Raw genomic sequence first — 19236 nt, forward strand, 5'->3', positions numbered from 1 at the left:
CGGCTGCCGTTTGAGAGGCACCGACCCAGCCCTACCCGACCCAGCGATCGGCTGAGCCCCGTGCGTGCCGATCGCGTTTTCGCGTACGGCGCCGCCGCCGGCCTTCTCGGTGACCTCCTGCTCGGCGATCCGCGCCGTGGGCATCCGGTCGCCGCGTTCGGGCGGGCCGCCGGGGCCGTGGAACGGGTGTTGTGGCGTGACCACCGCGGGTGGGGCGCGTTGCATGCCCTCGTGTGCGCCGGTGGAGCCGTCGGGATCGGCGCGGTCGCCGCCTTTGCCGTACGACGCTCCCCCGCCGCCTCCGTCGCGGTGACCGCCGCCGCCACATGGGCCGTCGTCGGGGGGACTTCGCTCGCTCGTGAGGCCCAAAGCATCGGGCGCGCGCTGGAGTCGGGCGATGTCGAGGCCGCCAGGGCCCGGCTGCCGCATCTGTGCGGGCGGGATCCGCAGGCTCTGGACGCCGACGGGATCGCGCGGGCCGTCGTCGAATCCGTCGCGGAGAACACCTCCGACGCGGTGGTGGGGGCCCTGGTGTGGGGGGCCGTCGGCGGGGTGCCGGGGCTGCTCGGGTTCCGTGCCGTCAACACCCTCGACGCCATGGTCGGGCACAGGTCGCCCACCTACCGGCGCTACGGGTGGGCTTCCGCGCGGCTGGACGACGTGGCGGGCTGGCCGGGGGCCAGGCTGACCGCCGTACTGGCGACGGTCGCCGGTGGTGACCCGCGTGGTGCGGTACGGGCCTGGCGTGCCGACGCCGGCGCGCATCCGAGCCCCAACGCCGGTCCCGTGGAGGCCTCGTTCGCCGGGGCGCTCGGGGTACGGCTCGGCGGGACCCTGTCGTACGGGGGGCGGGTCGAGCACCGGCCGGTCCTGAACCGGGAAGGCCGCGCCGTCGCCGTGCCCGACATCGAGCGGGCCGTACGGCTCTCGCGGCGCGTCGGACTCCTCGCGCTCGGCGTCAGTGTCGCCGCGCGCCTCATGGTGAAGGGACACGGGAAATGAGCGGTGGTCTGCTCGTCGCCGGTACCACCTCCGACGCCGGCAAGAGCGTCGTCACCGCCGGGATCTGTCGCTGGCTGGTGCGGCAAGGCGTCAAGGTCGCGCCCTTCAAGGCGCAGAACATGTCGCTCAACTCGTTCGTCACCCGGGAGGGCGCCGAGATCGGGCGGGCTCAGGCCATGCAGGCGCAGGCCTGTCGGATCGAGCCCACCGCGCTCATGAATCCCGTGCTCCTCAAGCCCGGTGGCGAGCAGAGCAGTCAGGTCGTGCTCATGGGCAAGCCGGTCGGCGAGCTGAGTGCCCGTGGATACCACGGGGGGCGGCAGCAGCAGCTTCTCGGGACGGTTCTCGACTGCCTCGCCGAGTTGCGGGGCACGTATGACGCCGTGATCTGTGAGGGGGCGGGTTCTCCCGCCGAGATCAACCTGCGGCGGACCGACATCGTGAACATGGGGATCGCCCGGAACGCGCGGCTTCCCGTGCTCGTGGTCGGGGACATCGACCGTGGCGGCGTCTTCGCCTCCTTCTTCGGGACCGTCGCACTCCTGTCGCCCGAGGACCAGGAACTCGTCGCCGGGTTCCTCGTCAACAAGTTCCGGGGAGACGTCAGCCTCCTGGAGCCCGGGCTCGACATGCTGCACGGCCTCACCGGGCGGCACACCTACGGCGTCCTGCCCTTCCGGCACGGTCTCGGCATCGACGAGGAGGACGGCCTGCGGCCCGCCTTCAAATCAAGCACAGCCCTGCGGGGGACCGTGCGCGAGTCGAACGTCGCGCCGCCCCTCGGCGAGGACGTGCTGCGCGTCGCCGTCTGCGCGGTCCCCCTCATGTCCAACTTCACCGACGTGGACGCGCTGGCCGCCGAACCGGGTGTCGTCGTGCGGTTCGTGGACCGGCCCGAGGAGCTGGCCGACGCCGACCTCGTCATCGTTCCGGGAACCCGGGGCACGGTGAAGGCCCTGGAGTGGCTGCGGGAGCGCGGCCTTGCGGACGTCCTCGTACGAAGGGCCTCGGAGCAGCGGCCCGTCCTCGGCATCTGCGGTGGCTACCAGATCCTCGGCGAGCACATCGAGGACGAGGTCGAGAGCCGGCGCGGACACGTCGAGGGCCTCGGAGTCCTGCCCGTGCGGGTGCGGTTCGCCCGCGAGAAGACCCTCACCCGGCCGGTGGGCGAAGCCCTCGGCGAGCCGGTCGAGGGGTACGAGATCCATCACGGGGTCGCCGAGGTCACCGGCGGAGAAGCCTTCATCACCGATGACGGGGGACACAGCCTGGACGGCTGCCGGGTCGGCCGGACCTGGGGCACGCACTGGCACGGTTCGCTGGAGTCGGACGGGTTCCGGCGGGCCTTCCTGCGTGAGGTGGCGGCCGCCGCGGGCCGCCGCTTCGTGCCGGCCCCCGACACCTCGTTCGCCGCGCTGCGCGAGGAGCAGCTCGACCGGCTCGGCGACCTGATCGAACAGCACGCGGACACGGACGCGCTGTGGCGGCTCATCGAGTCGGGCGCGCCGCAAGGACTGCCTTTCATTCCACCGGGAGCACCCGCATGAGCACAGTGTTGTTGTTGTCGACCGCCGACACGGATCTGCTGGCGGCCCGGGCCGCCTCCGGTGCCGACTACCGGATCGGCAACCCGACCCGGGTGGACGTGGCGGAGGAACTGCCCGGACTGCTCGACGGCGCGGACATCGCCGTCGTACGGCTGCTCGGCGGGAAGCGGGCCTGGGAGGACGGGCTCGCCGCGCTCAGGGCGTCCGGCGTACCGACCGTGCTGCTCGGCGGAGAGACCGTGCCGGACGCGGAGTTGATGGCCGAGTCGTCGGTGCCCGCCGGTGTGGTCGCCGAGGCGCTCAAGTACCTCGTGGAGGGCGGGCCCGCCAACCTCACCGAGCTGGCCCGGTTCCTGTCCGACACCGTGCTGCTGACCGGTGAGGGGTTCGTCGAGCCGCAGAAGATGCCCGAGTACGGCGTCCACGGCGAGCGGGAGTTCGTCGAGGGCCGGCCGACCGTCGGCGTGCTCTTCTACCGGGCCCATGAGCTGAGCGGCAACACCTCCTTCGTGGACACCCTGTGCGACGCGATCGAGGCGCGTGGCGCCAACGCCCTTCCCGTGTACTGCGGTTCGCTGCGCGGCGCGGACCCGGCGTTGTACGAGACCCTCGCGAAGGCCGACACCCTGGTGGCCACGGTCCTGGCCGCGGGCGGCGCGCACGCCTCCCACGCCTCGGCCGGCGGCGACGAGGAGGCCTGGGACATCGGGGCGCTCGCCGACCTCGACGTCCCTGTGCTGCAGGGCCTGTGCCTGACGTCCTCGCGCGACGCCTGGGACGAGTCGGACGCCGCGCTGTCCCCGATGGACGCGGCGATGCAGGTCGCGATCCCGGAGTTCGACGGGCGCCTCATCACCGTTCCGTTCTCCTTCAAGGAGCAGGGACCCGACGACGTGCCGGTGTACGTCGCCGACCCGGAGCGGGCCGCGCGGGTGGCCGGAATCGCCGTACGGCACGCGGAGTTGAGGCACAAGCCGAACGCGGACAAGAAGCTGGCGCTCGTCTTCACCGCCTACCCGACCAAGCACTCGCGCGTCGGCAACGCGGTCGGCCTGGACACGCCCGCGTCGGCTGTCCGGGTGCTGGACGCCCTGAAGGACGCCGGGTACGGGGTCACCGCGTACCCGGACAACGGCGACGAGTTGATCCACCGGCTCATCGCGGCCGGCGGTCACGACGTGGAGTGGCTGACCGAGGAGCAGCTGGCCTCCGCGCCCGCCCGCGTGCCGCTCGCGGACTATCAGGCCTGGTTCGACAAGCTCGACCCCGAGCTGCGGGACGGGATGCTGGAGGCGTGGGGTGAGCCGCCGGGCTCCCTCTACGTCGACGGGGACGACATCGTGCTGGCATCCCTCCAGTTCGGGAACGTCGTCGTGATGATCCAGCCGCCGCGCGGCTTCGGCGAGAACCCGATCGCGATCTACCACGACCCCGACATGCCGCCCTCGCACCACTACATGGCGGCCTATCGCTGGCTGGAGGCTGCGACATCGGAGGGGGGTTTCGGCGCCGACGCGATCGTCCACATGGGCAAGCACGGCACGATGGAGTGGCTGCCGGGCAAGGGGCTCGGGCTCTCGCGCGGGTGCGGGCCGGACGCCGTGCTCGGCGAACTGCCGCTGATCTACCCCTTCATCGTCAACGACCCCGGCGAGGGCACCCAGGCCAAGCGGCGCGGGCACGCCACGGTCGTCGACCACCTCGTACCGCCGATGGCCCGTGCGGACACCTACGGCGACCTGGCCAAGCTGGAGCAACTGCTCGACGAGTACGCGCTGGTCTCCGACCTGGACCCGACGAAGGCGCCTGCCGTGCGGGCCCAGATCTGGACGCTGGTCAAGGCGGCCGAGCTGCACCACGACCTGCACGTGGACGAGCAGCCGGAGGAGGGCGACTTCGACGGGTTCGTCATGCACATCGACGGCTATCTGTGCGAGATCAAGGACGTGCAGATCAGGGACGGTCTGCACATTCTCGGCGGCGGACCGGTCGGTGAGCCGCGCGTCAATCTCGTACTCGCCGTGCTGCGTGCCTCGCAGGTGTGGGGCGGGCAGGCGAACGCGCTTCCGGGGCTCAGGGCTTCGCTCGCGGCTCATTTCGGGCTGGTCGAGAAGGAGTTGCTCGCCGAGCCGGGTGCGCCGGTGAAGGTGCCGGTCGAGCTGACGGACCTCGTCGAGGGGCCGTCCCGTACGGCCGCCGACGCGATCGACCTGCTGGAGCAGCTGTGCCGGCGGATCGCGGAGGGGATGGAGGCGAGGGAGTGGGCCGTCGCCGAGAGCCGCGCCCTCGCGCATGACGTCCTCGGCACCGAACTCCCGGACGCCGTCGCGGTGTTGGAGTTCGCCTGCACCGAGGTCGTGCCCCGGCTGGCGAGGACGACCGACGAGATCGGCCACATCCTCAAGGCCCTCGACGGCGGATACGTCCCGGCGGGCCCGTCCGGTTCGCCGACACGCGGCCTGGTCAATGTGCTCCCGACCGGCCGGAACTTCTACTCCGTCGACCCCAAGGCCATCCCCTCCAGGCTGAGTTGGGAGGTCGGCCAGTCCCTCGCCGACTCCCTCGTCCAGCGGTACCTGCAGGACACGGGCGACTATCCGAAGTCCGTCGGCCTGACGGTCTGGGGCACGTCCGCGATGCGCACCCAGGGCGACGACATCGCCGAGATCCTGGCGCTGCTGGGCTGCCGGCCGGTGTGGGACGACGCCTCGCGCAGGGTGACCGGGTTCGAGGTCGTCGGCCTGGCGGAGCTGGGGCGCCCGCGCATCGACGTCACCGTCCGTATCTCCGGCTTCTTCCGGGACGCGTTCCCGCACGTCGTCGGGCTGATCGACGACGCCGTCCGCGCGGTCGCCGACCTGGACGAGCCCGCCGACCGCAACTTCGTGCGGGCCCACGCCGACGAGGACACGGCCGAGCACGGCGACCGGCGGCGCGCGACCGCCCGGGTCTTCGGCTCCAAGCCGGGGGCCTACGGGGCAGGGCTGCTGCCGCTGATCGACGCCCGCAACTGGCGCAGCGACGCCGACCTCGCCGAGGTGTACGCGGTGTGGGGCGGTTACGCGTACGGGCGCGGGCTCGACGGGCGGGCGGCGCGCGGGGACATGGAGACGGCGTTCAGGCGGATCGCCGTCGCCGCCAAGAACGTCGACACCCGCGAACACGATCTCGTCGACGCCGACGACTACTTCCAGTACCACGGCGGCATGGTCGCCATGGTGCGGCATCTGACCGGCGAGAGCCCCGAGGCGTACGTCGGCGACTCCGCCACCCCGGATCAGGTGAAGACCCGGACGCTGGGCGAGGAGACGCACCGTGTCTTCCGGGCCCGTGTGGTCAACCCGCGCTGGATGGCGGCGATGCGCCGGCACGGCTACAAGGGCGCCTTCGAGATGGCGGCGACCGTCGACTACCTCTTCGGCTACGACGCCACGGCCGGCGTCGTGGACGACTGGATGTACGAGAAACTCAGCGCCGAGTACGTCTTCGCCCCGGAGAACCGGGAGTTCATGAAGAAGTCCAACCCGTGGGCGCTGCGCGGGATCACCGAGCGCCTGCTGGAGGCCGCGGACCGCGGACTGTGGGCCGAGCCGGACGCGCAGACGCTGGAGCAGCTGCGCGCCACGTACCTGGAGCTTGAAGGCGACTTGGAGGGCGACCAGTGACCACCCCCTTCCCCTTTACGGCCGTGGTCGGCCAGGACGACCTGCGGCTCGCGCTGCTGCTGAACGCCGTGTCGCCGGCCGTGGGCGGTGTGCTGGTGCGCGGCGAGAAGGGCACCGCCAAGTCGACGGCCGTACGCGCGCTCTCGGCGCTGCTGCCGGAGGTGGCGGTCGTCCCCGGGTGCCGTTTCTCCTGCGACCCCGCGAAGCCGGACCCGCAATGCCCGGACGGGCCGCACGAGGCCGGGTCCGGCACCCAACGGCCCGCGCGGATGGTCGAGTTGCCCGTCGGGGCCTCCGAGGACCGGCTCGTCGGCGCCCTCGACATCGAGCGGGCGCTGGCCGAGGGCGTCAAGGCCTTCGAGCCCGGCCTGCTCGCGGACGCGCACCGCGGGATCCTCTACGTCGACGAGGTCAATCTCCTTCATGACCACCTCGTCGACCTGCTGCTGGACGCGGCCGCGATGGGCGCCTCCTATGTCGAACGCGAGGGTGTCTCCGTCCGGCACGCCGCCCGTTTCCTCCTCGTCGGCACCATGAACCCCGAAGAGGGCGAACTGCGGCCGCAGTTGCTCGACCGGTTCGGGCTGACCGTCGAGGTCGCGGCCTCCCGGGAGCCGGACCAGCGGGTGGAGGTCGTACGGCGCAGGCTGGCCTACGACGACGAGCCGGCGGCGTTCGTCGCCCGTTGGGCGGACGAGGAGGCCTCTGTGCGTCAACGGATCGTCGCCGCACGGGAGTTGCTGCCGTCGGTGCGGCTGGGCGACGGGGCGCTGCGGCAGATCGCGGCGACCTGTGCCGCCTTCGAGGTGGACGGCATGCGGGCCGACATCGTGATGGCCCGTACCGCGACCGCGCTGGCGGCGTGGGCCGGGCGGACCGAGGTGCTCGCCGAGGACGTACGGCAGGCGGCGCTGCTCGCGCTGCCGCACCGGCGGCGGCGTAATCCCTTTGACGCTCCGGGACTTGACGAGGACAAGCTCGACGAGACGCTGGAGGAGTTCAGGGAGCCCGAGGACGACGATCCGGGGCCGGACGGGCCCGGTGGCGGGGGTGGCGGGCAGCCGCCCTCCGAGTCGGACGGTCCGCAGGGTGGTGACACCGGCGCCCGGCCCGAGCCCGGGGAGGGCGGCGAGCCGCAGGCCTCGGGAGCGGCCGAGCAGTCCGCCGTACGCGCCGCCGAGCCCTTCCGCACCAAGGTGCTGAGCGTGCCCGGGATCGGTGAGGGTGCGTCCGGGCGGCGTTCGCGGGCGCGGACGGAGCACGGCCGGACGACGGGGGCCAGGCGGCCCCGGGGCGCGCTCACCAAACTGCACCTGGCGGCGACCGTGCAGGCGGCCGCACCGCATCAGCGGGCGCGCGGACGGTCGGGGCGGGGGCTGGTCGTGCGGCGGGACGATCTGCGGCAGGCGACCCGGGAGGGGCGCGAGGGGAATCTCGTGCTGTTCGTGGTCGACGCCTCCGGGTCGATGGCGGCCCGGCAGCGGATGAGTGCCGTGAAGGGCGCCGTGCTCTCGCTGCTGCTGGATGCGTATCAGCGGCGGGACAAGGTGGGGCTGGTGACGTTTCGGGGGGCGTCCGCCGATGTCGCGCTGCCGCCGACGTCGTCCGTGGATGCGGCGGCCGTCCGGCTGGAGACGTTGCCGACCGGTGGGCGTACGCCTCTCGCGGCCGGGCTGCTGAAGGCGCACGACGTGCTTCGGGTGGAGCGGTTGCGGGATCCGGCGCGGCGGGCGCTGGTCGTGGTGGTCACAGACGGGCGGGCCACGGGCGGCCCGGAGCCGGTCGCGCTGGCCGGGCGGGCGGCCCGGCTGTTCGCGGCCGAGGGGGTCGCCTCCGTGGTCGTCGACTGCGAGTCGGGGCCCGTGCGGCTGGGGCTGGCCGGACAGCTCGCCGGGGAGCTCGGCGGTACGGCGGTGACGCTCGACGAGTTGCGGGCGGACTCGATCGCCGGTCTGGTGAGGGATGTACAGGGCACGCAGGGGACTTCGAGGAGGGCCGCGTAATGCCGCAGGGGCAGCCGAGTGTGGTGCCGGACGACGGACTGACGACCCGTCAGCGACGTAATCGGCCGCTGGTCGTCGTGCACACGGGCATCGGGAAGGGCAAGTCCACGGCGGCCTTCGGGCTGGCGCTGCGGGCCTGGAACCAGGGGTGGCCGATCGGGGTGTTCCAGTTCGTCAAGTCGGCCAAGTGGAAGGTCGGCGAGGAGAACGCGCTGCGTGTGCTCGGCGCCTCCGGCGAGGGCGGCAGCGTCGACTGGCACAAGATGGGCGAGGGGTGGTCCTGGGTTCAGCGGGACTCCCAGACGGACAACGAGGAGAAGGCCCGGGAGGGCTGGGAGCAGGTCAAGCGGGACCTCGCCGCCGAGACGTACAGGCTGTACGTGCTCGACGAGTTCGCGTACCCCATGCACTGGGGGTGGGTGGACACCGACGAGGTCGTGGAGGTGCTGCGGGAGCGGCCGGGGACCCAGCACGTGGTCATCACCGGGCGGAACGCGCCCGAGAAGCTCGTCGGGTTCGCCGACCTCGTGACCGACATGTCCAAGGTCAAGCATCCGATGGACGAGGGCCAGAAGGGTCAGAGGGGCATCGAGTGGTAACTGCTGTGCCCCGGCTGGTCATTGCCGCGCCGACGTCCGGCAGCGGCAAGACCACCGTCGCCACGGGTCTGATGGCCGCGCTCGCCGCGCGGGGGCTCGCCGTGTCTCCGCACAAGGTGGGCCCTGACTACATCGATCCCGGGTATCACGCGCTCGCCACCGGACGGGTGGGGCGGAACCTCGACGCGTACCTGTGCGGGCCGGAGCTGGTCGGGCCGTTGTTCCTGCACGGGGCCCGCGGGTGTGACATCGCCGTCGTCGAGGGTGTGATGGGGATGTTCGACGGGGCCGCGGGGGAAGGTGAACTGGCGTCCACCGCCCATGTGGCGAAGCTGCTCGGGGCGCCGGTGGTGCTGGTCGTCGACGCTTCGTCGCAGTCGCGGTCCGTGGCGGCGCTGGTGCACGGGTTCGCGTCCTGGGACCCCGAGGTGCGGGTCGGGGGTGTGATCCTCAACAAGGTCGCGTCCGACCGGCACGAGGAGTTGCTGCGGGAGGCGTTGGAGTCGGCCGGGGTGCCTGTGCTGGGGGTGCTGCGGCGGGTCGCGCAGGTGGATACGCCTTCCCGGCATCTGGGGTTGGTGCCGGTCGCCGAGCGGCGGGCCGCGGCGGTCGAGGCTGTTGCCGCGATGGCCGCGCAGGTGGGCGCGGGGTGTGATCTCGACGGGCTGGTCGCGCTGGCGCGGAGTGCGGGGGCGTTGTCGTGTGTGGGGTGGGATGCGGCTGAGGCGCTTGCTTCCTCGCCCCCGCCGCCCCTTCCCGTCCCGTCCCTGGGGGCTGCGCCCCCGGGCCCCCGCTATCGGCCTGAACGGCCTCGTCCTCAAACTCCCCCAGAGGGGGGACCCCCAGACGGGCTGGATGTGGTGGCCGTTGCCGGTGGGGCTGCTTTCAGCTTCTCCTATGCCGAACACGGTGAGCTGCTGGGTGCCGCCGGTGCCGAGGTCGTCGTCTTCGATCCGCTGCGGGACGAGCAACTGCCCGACGGGACCCGCGGGTTGGTCATCGGGGGCGGTTTTCCCGAGGTGTACGCCGCTGAGCTGTCCGCCAACGAGCCCCTGCGCAAAGCCGTCGCGGACCTCGCGGCGAGCGGCGCTCCCGTCGCCGCCGAGTGTGCCGGGCTGCTGTATCTGTGCCGGGAGATCGACGGGCTGCCCATGTGCGGGGTGCTCGACGCCGGCGCGCGGATGTCCGAGCGGCTCACCCTCGGGTACCGGGATGCCGTCGCCGTGAGCGACAGTGTGCTGGCCGCCGCCGGGACCCGGATGCGGGGGCACGAGTTTCATCGGACGGTCGTCGAGCCCGGGGCGGGGGCGGCTCCCGCGTGGGGCGTGCGCTCCCCGGCGCCGCGCGTCGAAGGTTTCGTACAACAAGGTGTGCACGCGAGTTATGTGCACACGCACTGGGCGTCCGAGCCCGGTGTCGCCCGTCGGTTCGTGGAGAGGTGCCGGACGTCATGAGCAGCAGCAGGCTGATCGGGGTCGGGGTGGGTCCCGGGGATCCGGAGCTGGTGACCGTCAAGGGCGTCAACGCCCTGCGCGCGGCCGATGTGGTTGTCGTGCCCGTGATGGCCGCGCCGGACGGGAAGGACGGCGGGGAGCGCGGGCGGGCCGAGGCCACCGTGCTGCACTACGTTCCGGAGGAGAAGGTCGTCCGGGTCGTGTTCGCCCTCAACGAGCGCAGCGACCGGGCGCGGCGGGAGGCCGCCTGGGACGCGGCCGGGGAGCGGGTCGCCGGACTGCTGCGGGAGCGCGGCACCGTCGCGTTCGCCACCATCGGCGATCCCAACGTGTACTCGACCTTCACCTATCTCGCGCTGACCATCGCCGAACTGGTGCCGGGGACCGTGGTGGAGACCGTGCCCGGGATCACCGCGATGCAGGATCTGGCGGCGCGGTCGGGCGCTGTGCTCACCGAGGGCACCGAGCCGCTCACCCTGGTGCCCGTCACCGCCGGGGCGGCCGTGCTCAAGGACGCGCTCAGCGGGCCCGGCACCGTCGTCGCCTACAAGTTCGGGCGGCAGGCCGGTGAGGTCGCCGAGGCGCTGCGCGAGACCGGGCGGCTCGCCGACGCGGTGTGGGGGTCGGCGCTGGGGCTGGACTCCGAGTCGATCCGGCCGGCCGCCGAGCTCGACGGCGCCCCGCTGCCGTACCTGTCCACGCTCATCGCGCCCGCGCGGCGTGACGGCGGGCGGGGCGGCAAGTTGTGAGACTCGGCGAAGGGCCCGTCTCAGCTCGCGATGCCCACCACCAGCCAGATGAACAGCACGCCCGCCACCGTGCACAGCAGGGTCGAGCGGGCGGGGTGTTCGTGGTGCGCCTCGGGCAGGATCTCGGCCGCGGCGAGATAGAGGAGTACGCCGCCGAAGAGACCCAGATAGCCGCCGAGCAGGCCCGCCGGGATGGTGACGAACGCGGTCGAGGCCGCGCCGACGACCGGTGCCGCCGCGTCCGCGAACAGCATCGTGAGCGCCTTGCGGCGGGCGTTCCCGTACAGGCTCGTGATCGTGTACGTGTTGAAGCCGTCCGCGAAGTCGTGGGCGACCACGGCCAGCGCGACCGCCGTGCCCATGCCCTCGCCGACCTGGAAGGCCGCGCCGATCGCCACGCCGTCCATGGCGCTGTGCCCGACCATCGCCGCGGCCGCGGTCAGACCCACCTCGGGCGCCCGGCCGTTGGTCTCCTCCCCGCCGTGGGAGGCCTGGCGGGCGGCCAGCAGCCGTTCCACCAAGTGGGCCAGCAGGAATCCGGCCACGAACAGGAGCAGGGCCGCCGGCACGCCGAAGACCTCGCCGCCCGCCGTCTTGAGCGCCTCCGGCAACAGGTCCAGGCCGACCACACCGAGCATCAGGCCGCCGGCCAGGCCGAGGACCAGATGGCGACGGTCGGTCACCCGCTGTGCCGTCCAGCCGCCGGCCAGCGTCATCAGGAACGCGCCGAGCGCGACGAAGACCGCCATGTGCCCTTGCTATCCGATCAGCCCCCGTTCGCGCACATCCGGCAGCCGTTGCGGCGCCACCGTTAAGACGTTTTGTACGAGAGAGGACCGATTTCCATGGCCGATGCCCCCACCGGCAAGGTGACCTTCGTCGGTGCCGGCCCCGGCGCCGCCGACCTGCTGACGTTCCGTGCCGCGCGCGCCATCGCCGAGGCCGACGTCGTGATCTGGGCCGCGAGCCTGGTCCAGGCGGAGGTCCTCGACCACGCGCGCGAGGGCGCGGAGATCCTCGACTCGGCGACGATGTCGCTGGAGGACGTCGTCGCCGTCTACGAGCGGGCCCGGGACAAGGGCCTGCGCGTCGCACGTATCCACTCCGGTGATCCCGCCCTGTGGGGCGGCACGCAGGAGCAGCTCGACCGGTGTGCGCGGATCGGCATCGGGACGGAGGTCGTGCCGGGCGTGTCCGCCTTCTCGGCGGTCGCCGCCCTCGCGCAGCGCGAGCTGACCATTCCCGAGGTCGCGCAGTCCGTGGTCCTCACCCGGCTCGGCGGCGGCAAGACGCCGATGCCGCCCGGGGAGGAGGTGCGGGAGTTCGCCAAACACGGCACGACCATGGCGATCTTCCTGTCCGCCGCCCGCAGCGGGCAGTTGGTGCGGGAGCTGCTGGAGGGCGGCTATCCGACGTCCACTCCGGTCGTCGTCGCCTATCAGGCGACGTGGCCGGAGGAGCTGGTGGTGCGGTGCACGATCGCGACGCTGGAGGAGACGGTCAAGGAGCACAAGCTCTGGAAGCACACCCTCTTCCTGGTCGGGCCGGCGCTGGGCGCCGAGGGCACGCGCTCGCACCTGTACCACCCCGGTCACTTCCACGGCTATCGCAAGGCCGACCCGGAGGCCCGGAAGGCCCTGCGCTCGCGGGGTGCCAGTACGTGATCACGGTTGTCGGTACGGGGACGGGCGCGCCGGTTCCGCTCGATGCGGTGGCGGGGGCCGAGCTCGTCGTGGGCGGGCGACGGCACCTGGACGCGGTACGGCTGCCCGAGACCGCCGAGCGCATCGTCCTCGGCCCGCTCGCGCCCGCCCTGGACGCCATGGAGGAGTACGTCGGGAAAGGCCGGCGCGTGGTCGTGCTGGCCTCCGGGGACCCCGGGTTCTTCGGGATCGTGCGGGCGCTGGCCGAACGGTTCGGTGCGCAGCGCCTCGACGTCAGACCCGGCGTCTCATCCATCGCCACCGCCTTCGCCCGGCTGGGGCTGACCTGGGACGACGCGGTCGTCGTCAGCGCGCACGGGCGGGATCCGCGCACGGCCGTCAACGTCTGCCGGGCGCACCCGAAGGTCGCCGTGCTGACCGGTCCCGGTGCCGGTCCGGCGGAACTCGGCGCCGCGCTCGCCCGCACCGCACCCGGGCGGGTCCTCGTCGTCGCCTCCGCGCTCGGCTCGCAGGACGAGCGTCTGGAGCGGGTCTCCCCCGCCGAGGCCGCGAGCCGCGACTGGGGTACGGCGGTGAGTGTCGTCCTGTGCCTGGACGAGATGCGGGTGCTCGGTCCCGTACGGACGCTCGCGGGCGCGGCCTACCGGCCGTCTGCCGGGTGGGCGCTGGACGAGGGCGACTTCGCGCACCGCGACTCGATGATCACCAAGTTCGAGGTGCGGGCGCTGGCCCTGGCGCGGCTCGGGCCACGCCCCGGCGACCTGGTCTGGGACATCGGCTCCGGCTCGGGATCCGTGGCCGTGGAGTGCGCGCGGCTGGGCGCCGCGGTCAGCGCGGTCGAGAAGGCCCCGGACGGGGTGGAGCGGATCCGCGCCAACGCGGGTGCGCACGGTGTCGACGTGCACGTGGTGCACGGGGAGGCGCCCGCGGTGCTGTCCCGACTCGACGATCCCGACGCGGTGTTCGTCGGGGGCGGCGGGCGCGAGCTGCCCGGGATCGTCGGCGCGTGCGCGCGGCGGGCCCGGCGGACGGTCGTGGTCGCCCTGGCCGCGCTGGACCGGGTGCCCGCGGTGCGCACCGCGCTCACCGGCGCCGGTCTCGACTGCGGCGGGGTGCTGTTGCAGTCGTCCCGGCTCGCGCCACTGCCGGGGGACGTGTCCCGGCTGGCGGCGACCAATCCCGTTTTCCTGCTGTGGGGTGCACGAACCCCCGTCTCTCGTGAAGGAGTTGCTCTGTGATCGGCCTCATTTCCGCCACCGCGGCGGGGGCGGCGGCACGCGACCGGCTGGCCGCGGCGTGGCCGGACCGCACGCGTGTGTACGAGGGTCCCGTCAAGGACGCCGTACGGACCGCGTTCGCGCAGTGCGAGCAGCTCGTGTGTTTCCTGGCGACCGGGGCCGTCGTACGGCTCGTGGCGCCCCTGCTGGGTGACAAGGCGTCCGACCCGGGTGTGGTGTGCGTCGACGAGGGCGGGCGGTTCGCCGTGTCGCTGCTGGGTGGGCACGGGGGCGGCGCCAATGAACTCGCCCTGGAGGTGGGTGAGTTGCTGGGTGCCGAGCCGGTGGTGACCACGGCGACGGACGCCGTCGGCATCCCCGGCCTGGACACGCTCGGTCTTCCCGTGGAGGGCGACGTCGCCGGGGTGACGCGGGCCCTGCTGGACGGCGAGCCGGTCGCGCTGGACGCCGAGGTGTCATGGCCGCTGCCGCCGTTGCCGTTCGCCGCGCAGGGCACGCACACCGTCAGGCTCACGGATCGCGCGGTCGAACCGGCCGACAGTGAGGTGCTGTTGCGTCCGCCGTCCCTCGTCGTCGGCGTCGGCGCGTCCAGGGGCGCCCCGGCCGACGAGGTGCTCGCTCTGGTCGAGGACGCGTTGCGCGACGCGGGACTGTCGCCTCGCAGCGTCGCCTGGCTCGCCACCGTGGACGCCAAGCGCGAGGAGCCCGGCATCGTCGAGGCGGCCGCACGGCTCGGCGTGCCCGTGATGACGTACTCCGCCCAGGAGTTGACGGGGGTCGAGGTCCCCAACCCCTCCGAGGCGCCCCTCTCGGCCGTCGGCACCCCCTCCGTCGCCGAGGCCGCCGCGCTCGTACGGGGCGGTGAACTCCTCGTCCCCAAGCGGAAGTCGGCACGCGCGGACGGGCATGCCTCGATGGCGACCTGCGCCGTCGTACGACGTCCCGCGCGCGGCCGGCTCGCGGTCGTCGGGCTCGGCCCCGGCGCCCGCGATCTGCTCACCCCGCGCGCCACGGCCGAACTGCGGCGCGCCTCCGTGCTCGTGGGCCTCGACCAGTACGTCGACCAGATCCGTGACCTGCTGCGGCCCGGCACCCGGGTCCTGGAGTCCGGGCTGGGCGCCGAGGAGGAGCGGGCGCGGACCGCGGTGGCCGAGGCCCGGACGGGGCAGGCCGTCGCGCTGATCGGCAGCGGCGACGCCGGCGTGTACGCGATGGCTTCCCCGGCGCTCGCCGAGGCCTCCGACGACATCGACGTGATCGGCGTACCGGGCGTCACCGCCGCCCTCGCCGCCGGCGCGATCCTCGGCGCACCGCTCGGCCACGACCACGTCTCGATCAGCCTCTCCGACCTGCACACACCGTGGGAGGTCATCGAGCGGCGGGTCCGCGCGGCGGCCGAGGCGGACCTCGTGGTCACCTTCTACAACCCCCGTTCCCGGGGCCGGGACTGGCAGTTGCCGAAGGCGCTGGCGATCCTCGCCGAGCACCGGGAGCCGACGACTCCGGTCGGCGTCGTACGCAACGCGTCGCGGCCGGACGAGTCCAGCCGGGTCACGTCCCTGGTCTCGCTCGACCCGGCGACGGTCGACATGATGACGGTGGTGACCGTGGGCAACACGGCGACCCGTGAGATCGCGGGCCGCATGGTGACCCCGCGCGGCTACCGCTGGCAGGACACCTCGTCGACGAGCGGCTCCGCCGTGGGGCAGGGACAGGGAGACGTCCGGTGAACCGTGTACTCCCGCCGGTCCGGCGGCCCTCCCGGGTCGTCCGGCGCCATCCCGTTTCCCCACCCGAGTCAGCGCCCGCCACACAGCCCGCCGAGCAGTCCGCCACCGCACATCCCGAGGAGACATCGTGACCACCCCGCCGCCCGCCCTGCTCATCGCCGGACATGGCACCCGGGACGAGGCCGGAGCCGAGGCGTTCCGCGACTTCGTACGGCAGCTGGGAGCCCGCCGCCCCGAACTGCCCGTGGCGGGCGGCTTCATCGAGCTGTCTCCGCCGCCGCTGGGCGAGGCGGTCACCGAGCTGGTGGAGCGGGGGGTACGGCGTTTCGCCGCCGTGCCGCTGATGCTGGTGTCCGCCGGGCACGCCAAGGGGGACATCCCTGCGGCGCTGGCCCGCGAGAAGGAGCGGCACGCGGGGATCTCGTACACCTACGGGCGTCCGCTGGGTCCGCACCCCTCGCTGCTCGCGGTCCTGGAGCGGCGGCTGGACGAGGCGCTCGGCTCCACCGTGCGCTCGCCCGAGGACCGCGCCGACGTGACCGTGCTGCTGGTCGGGCGCGGATCCACCGACCCCGATGCCAACGCCGAGGTGCACAAGGCGGCGCGACTGCTGTGGGAGGGGCGAGGGTACGCGGGTGTGGAGACGGCGTTCGTGTCACTGGCGGCACCCGACGTGCCCAGCGGCCTGGACCGGTGCGTCAAGCTGGGCGCCCGGCGGATCGTGGTCCTCCCGTACTTCCTCTTCACCGGCATCCTGCCGGACCGGGTGAAGCAGCAGACCGAGGGCTGGGCGGCCGCGCACCCGGAGGTCGAGGTGCGCTCGGCGGACGTCATCGGCCCGGAGCCGGAGCTGCTCGATCTGGTGATGGAGCGGTACGAGGAGGCCGTGCAGGGCGATCTGCGGATGAACTGCGACTCGTGCGTGTACCGCATCGCGCTGCCGGGCTTCGAGGACAAGGTCGGTCTGCCGCAGCAGCCGCACTTCCACCCGGACGACGACGGTCACCATCACCACCACGGGCACCACCACGGCGGACACGCTCATGCGCACTGAGGACGGCGCCGGGCCCGACCTGCGCCACCACGGGGACGCCGAGGTCCGTGACGACGGCTCCGCGCTGGTCGACCTGGCGGTGAACGTCCGCGCGGACACACCGCCGGCCTGGCTGCGCGAACGCATCGCCCGCTCGCTCGGCTCGCTCGCGGCCTATCCGGACGGGCGGGCCGCGCGGGCCGCGGTGGCGGAGCGGCACGGGCTCGGGGTGGAGCGGGTGCTGCTGACGGCGGGCGCGGCCGAGGCTTTCGTGCTGCTGGCCCGGGCGTTGAAGGTGCGCCGGCCCGTGGTGGTCCACCCCCAGTTCACGGAGCCGGAGGCGGCGCTGCGGGACGCGGGCCACTCGGTGCACCGGGTTCTGCTGCGGGCGGAGGACGGCTTCCGGCTGGACCCGGCGGCCGTCCCCGACGACGCGGACCTGGTGCTGATCGGCAACCCGACGAACCCCACCTCCGTCCTCCACTCCGCCTCGGTCATCGCCCGACTCGCCCGTCCTGGGCGAACGTTGGTGGTCGACGAGGCGTTCATGGACGCGGTGCCGGGTGAGCGGGAGGCGCTGGCCGGCCGGACGGACGTGCCGGGTCTGGTGGTCCTGCGCAGCCTGACCAAGACCTGGGGGCTGGCGGGACTCCGGATCGGCTACGTCCTCGCCGCCCCCGGGACGATCGCCGACCTGGAGCGCGCCCAGCCCCTGTGGCCGGTGTCCACGCCCGCGCTGGCGGCCGCCGAGGCCTGCGTCGGCCCGCAGGCGCTGGCGGAGGCGGCCCACGCGGCGCACCGCATCGCCACGGACCGGGCCCATCTGGTCGCCGGACTACGGGAGTTCGGGTCGGACGGGCTGCGGGTCGCCGAACCGGCCGAGGGCCCCTTCGTCCTCGTGCGGCTGCCCAGGGCGACGGCCGTACGCCGGCATCTGCGGGACCTGGGCTTCGCCGTACGGCGAGGTGACACGTTCCCGGGGCTGGGCGAGGAGTGGCTGCGGCTGGCGGTGCGGGACCGGGCGACGGTCAACTCCTTTCTGCAGGCACTCGACCGGGCGCTGACGCTGGCGTCGCATCACTGACCCACCGAGGGCCGATTCAGCCCCGGCCCCGGCGCGCCAGCGCCACCGCTCCCCCGCCCACGACGAGCAGGGCGATCGCACCGCCCGCGACATACGGCGTCACGGAACTGCCACCAGCCTCGGCAAGCCCCGCCTCCTCGCCCGACGCACCCAGCGCCACCACGTCACCGGCGAGACCGCGTCCCACCAACCGACCCACCAAGGGCCGATTCAGCCCCGGCCCCGGCGCGCCAGCGCCACCGCTCCCCCGCCCACGACGAGCAGGGCGATCGCACCGCCCGCGACATACGGCGTCACGGAACTGCCACCAGCCTCGGCAAGCCCCGCCTCCTCGCCCGACGCACCCAGCGCCACCACGTCACCGGCGAGACCGCGTCCCACCAACCGACCCACCAAGGGCCGATTCAGCCCCGGCCCCGGCGCGCCAGCGCCACCGCTCCCCCGCCCACGACGAGCAGGGCGATCGCACCGCCCGCGACATACGGCGTCACGGAACTGCCACCGGTCTCGGCCAGACCCGCCTCCTGGCCGGGGGCGCCCTGCGCCTCGACGTCACCGGAGGGATCCGCGCCCGGCTTCCCCGCTGCCGCGGCCGGCGCCTCGCAGGTCGCCTTCGCCAGGGTCAGCGTGCCCTCGACGTCGGCCACGTTGAGCTTCAACGGGTTGACGGAGACCTTGAGTTCGAGTGCGGTGGCGGCCGCCGTGCGTGACGTGGTCTGCGTCTTCGACAGGTCGAGGCGCACCTCGCCGACGCCGGGCACCTTGACGTCCGTGGTGCCGCCGGTCGTCAAAGTGACCTTCTTGCCCAGGACGGTCACCGAGCCGAGCAGGTTCGAGGAAGCCACGGGCGTCTTCCCGGGCACGCAGGTCGCCTTGGACGTGACCTTCTCGATGTCGATGAGGGACAGCAGCGGCAGGCCGGGAACATGGAGGCTGGCGTGGGCGAGGTTGGTCGAGCCCTCGGCCGTGGCGGAGGTGACGGACGCCTTCGCCGTCGCCACCTTCGCGTCCAGCACGCTGAAGGGCTTTCCGCCGTCCACGCCGTCCAGCGTGGCGGTCAGCGCGGTCTTCTCGGCGCTCCGCGGCGCCTCGACCTGGTTGAGGGAGACCGCGAGCGGGACGTTCACGGTCTTGTTGAGCAGGGACACATCGAGCCCGGTGCGCAGGACGACGGCACTCGCGTGCCCCGGGTCGCCGGTCGCGCGCGCGGAGGCCGCGCCGGCCAGGGCCGCGGGACCGGCGGCGAGGGCCGTGGCCGTCGCGACGGTGACGAGACGGCGTGCGGACAGCGGGAAGTTCTTGCCGTTCAAGGCGGGGACCCCTCGGAGGAGACGTGCTCGGGACCCGCCAAGAATTACGCACGACGAGTGAACTGGCGGCATTCCAGCGCCACTTCACCCCATCGTGCGTTCCCCGTGAACATTTTCGAATCCCACGGCACAAGCGTTCCACGCTTTCACCGCCGCAC

General features: G+C 73.2%; 16 protein-coding genes. 12 read left to right on the plus strand and 4 right to left on the minus strand.

The window, feature by feature from the left end:
* The first annotated feature begins 60 nt into the window (after positions 1–60).
* The 7 genes from OG870_RS10945 to cobI are packed head-to-tail and all read left to right on the plus strand — an operon-like array spanning position 61 to position 11019.
* Complete coding sequence (locus tag OG870_RS10945; protein ID WP_266585619.1) at positions 61–1002, plus strand: cobalamin biosynthesis protein; 942 nt, start codon at positions 61–63, stop codon at positions 1000–1002.
* A complete protein-coding gene (locus tag OG870_RS10950) occupies positions 999–2549 on the plus strand; it encodes a cobyric acid synthase (protein WP_266585618.1) in 1551 nt (516 codons plus the stop codon). Before OG870_RS10945 ends, OG870_RS10950 begins: the two co-directional genes overlap by 4 nt.
* Positions 2546–6214: a cobaltochelatase subunit CobN gene (gene cobN / locus OG870_RS10955; protein ID WP_266841202.1), complete on the plus strand. Its 3669-nt coding sequence runs from the start codon at positions 2546–2548 to the stop codon at positions 6212–6214. The genes OG870_RS10950 and cobN overlap by 4 nt, the downstream gene beginning before the upstream one ends.
* Entirely contained in the window at positions 6211–8217 is a 2007-nt protein-coding gene (locus OG870_RS10960) for a putative cobaltochelatase (protein WP_266841200.1), read from the plus strand. Before cobN ends, OG870_RS10960 begins: the two co-directional genes overlap by 4 nt.
* Positions 8217–8816, plus strand: a complete 600-nt coding sequence (gene cobO, locus OG870_RS10965; protein WP_266585612.1) for a cob(I)yrinic acid a,c-diamide adenosyltransferase — start codon at positions 8217–8219, stop codon at positions 8814–8816. Before OG870_RS10960 ends, cobO begins: the two co-directional genes overlap by 1 nt.
* A complete protein-coding gene (locus OG870_RS10970; RefSeq protein WP_266841197.1) occupies positions 8810–10270 on the plus strand; it encodes a cobyrinate a,c-diamide synthase in 1461 nt (486 codons plus the stop codon). Before cobO ends, OG870_RS10970 begins: the two co-directional genes overlap by 7 nt.
* A complete protein-coding gene (gene cobI, locus OG870_RS10975; protein ID WP_266511958.1) occupies positions 10267–11019 on the plus strand; it encodes a precorrin-2 C(20)-methyltransferase in 753 nt (250 codons plus the stop codon). Before OG870_RS10970 ends, cobI begins: the two co-directional genes overlap by 4 nt.
* 20 nt (positions 11020–11039) lie before the next feature.
* On the opposite strand, the gene OG870_RS10980 is transcribed toward cobI, so the two are convergent.
* The gene (locus OG870_RS10980; protein WP_266841194.1) at positions 11040–11768 is read right to left on the minus strand and encodes a ZIP family metal transporter; all 729 of its coding nucleotides are present in this window, start codon (positions 11766–11768) and stop codon (positions 11040–11042) included.
* Between the two features lie 96 nt (positions 11769–11864).
* Here OG870_RS10980 and cobM point away from each other — a divergent pair, with 96 nt between their 5' ends.
* From cobM to cobC, 5 genes are all read left to right on the plus strand, one after another.
* On the plus strand, positions 11865–12683 hold the full coding sequence (gene cobM, locus OG870_RS10985; RefSeq protein WP_266511963.1) for a precorrin-4 C(11)-methyltransferase: 819 nt from the start codon (positions 11865–11867) through the stop codon (positions 12681–12683).
* Complete coding sequence (cbiE, locus tag OG870_RS10990) at positions 12680–13921, plus strand: precorrin-6y C5,15-methyltransferase (decarboxylating) subunit CbiE (RefSeq protein ID WP_266841192.1); 1242 nt, start codon at positions 12680–12682, stop codon at positions 13919–13921. Before cobM ends, cbiE begins: the two co-directional genes overlap by 4 nt.
* Complete coding sequence (cobJ, locus tag OG870_RS10995; RefSeq protein ID WP_327690828.1) at positions 13918–15651, plus strand: precorrin-3B C(17)-methyltransferase; 1734 nt, start codon at positions 13918–13920, stop codon at positions 15649–15651. Before cbiE ends, cobJ begins: the two co-directional genes overlap by 4 nt.
* A gap of 127 nt (positions 15652–15778) precedes the next feature.
* The gene (locus OG870_RS11000) at positions 15779–16705 is read left to right on the plus strand and encodes a sirohydrochlorin chelatase (protein ID WP_327690829.1); all 927 of its coding nucleotides are present in this window, start codon (positions 15779–15781) and stop codon (positions 16703–16705) included.
* Positions 16695–17768 carry an Rv2231c family pyridoxal phosphate-dependent protein CobC gene (cobC, locus tag OG870_RS11005; protein ID WP_266585602.1) on the plus strand — a complete coding sequence of 358 codons (1074 nt, stop codon included), beginning with the start codon at positions 16695–16697 and terminating at the stop codon, positions 17766–17768. Before OG870_RS11000 ends, cobC begins: the two co-directional genes overlap by 11 nt.
* 16 nt (positions 17769–17784) lie before the next feature.
* On the opposite strand, the gene OG870_RS11010 is transcribed toward cobC, so the two are convergent.
* From OG870_RS11010 to OG870_RS11020, 3 genes are read right to left on the minus strand one after another with little or no spacing between them, the layout of a single operon-like run.
* Complete coding sequence (locus tag OG870_RS11010; protein ID WP_266588665.1) at positions 17785–17955, minus strand: LAETG motif-containing sortase-dependent surface protein; 171 nt, start codon at positions 17953–17955, stop codon at positions 17785–17787.
* Between the two features lie 23 nt (positions 17956–17978).
* A complete protein-coding gene (locus tag OG870_RS11015) occupies positions 17979–18149 on the minus strand; it encodes an LAETG motif-containing sortase-dependent surface protein (RefSeq protein ID WP_266588665.1) in 171 nt (56 codons plus the stop codon).
* Positions 18150–18172: 23 nt separating this feature from the next.
* The gene (locus OG870_RS11020; protein WP_266841187.1) at positions 18173–19078 is read right to left on the minus strand and encodes an SCO1860 family LAETG-anchored protein; all 906 of its coding nucleotides are present in this window, start codon (positions 19076–19078) and stop codon (positions 18173–18175) included.
* Positions 19079–19236: the final 158 nt, after the last annotated feature.

This window comes from Streptomyces sp. NBC_00461 (assembly GCF_036013935.1).
Lineage (GTDB): Bacteria > Actinomycetota > Actinomycetes > Streptomycetales > Streptomycetaceae > Streptomyces.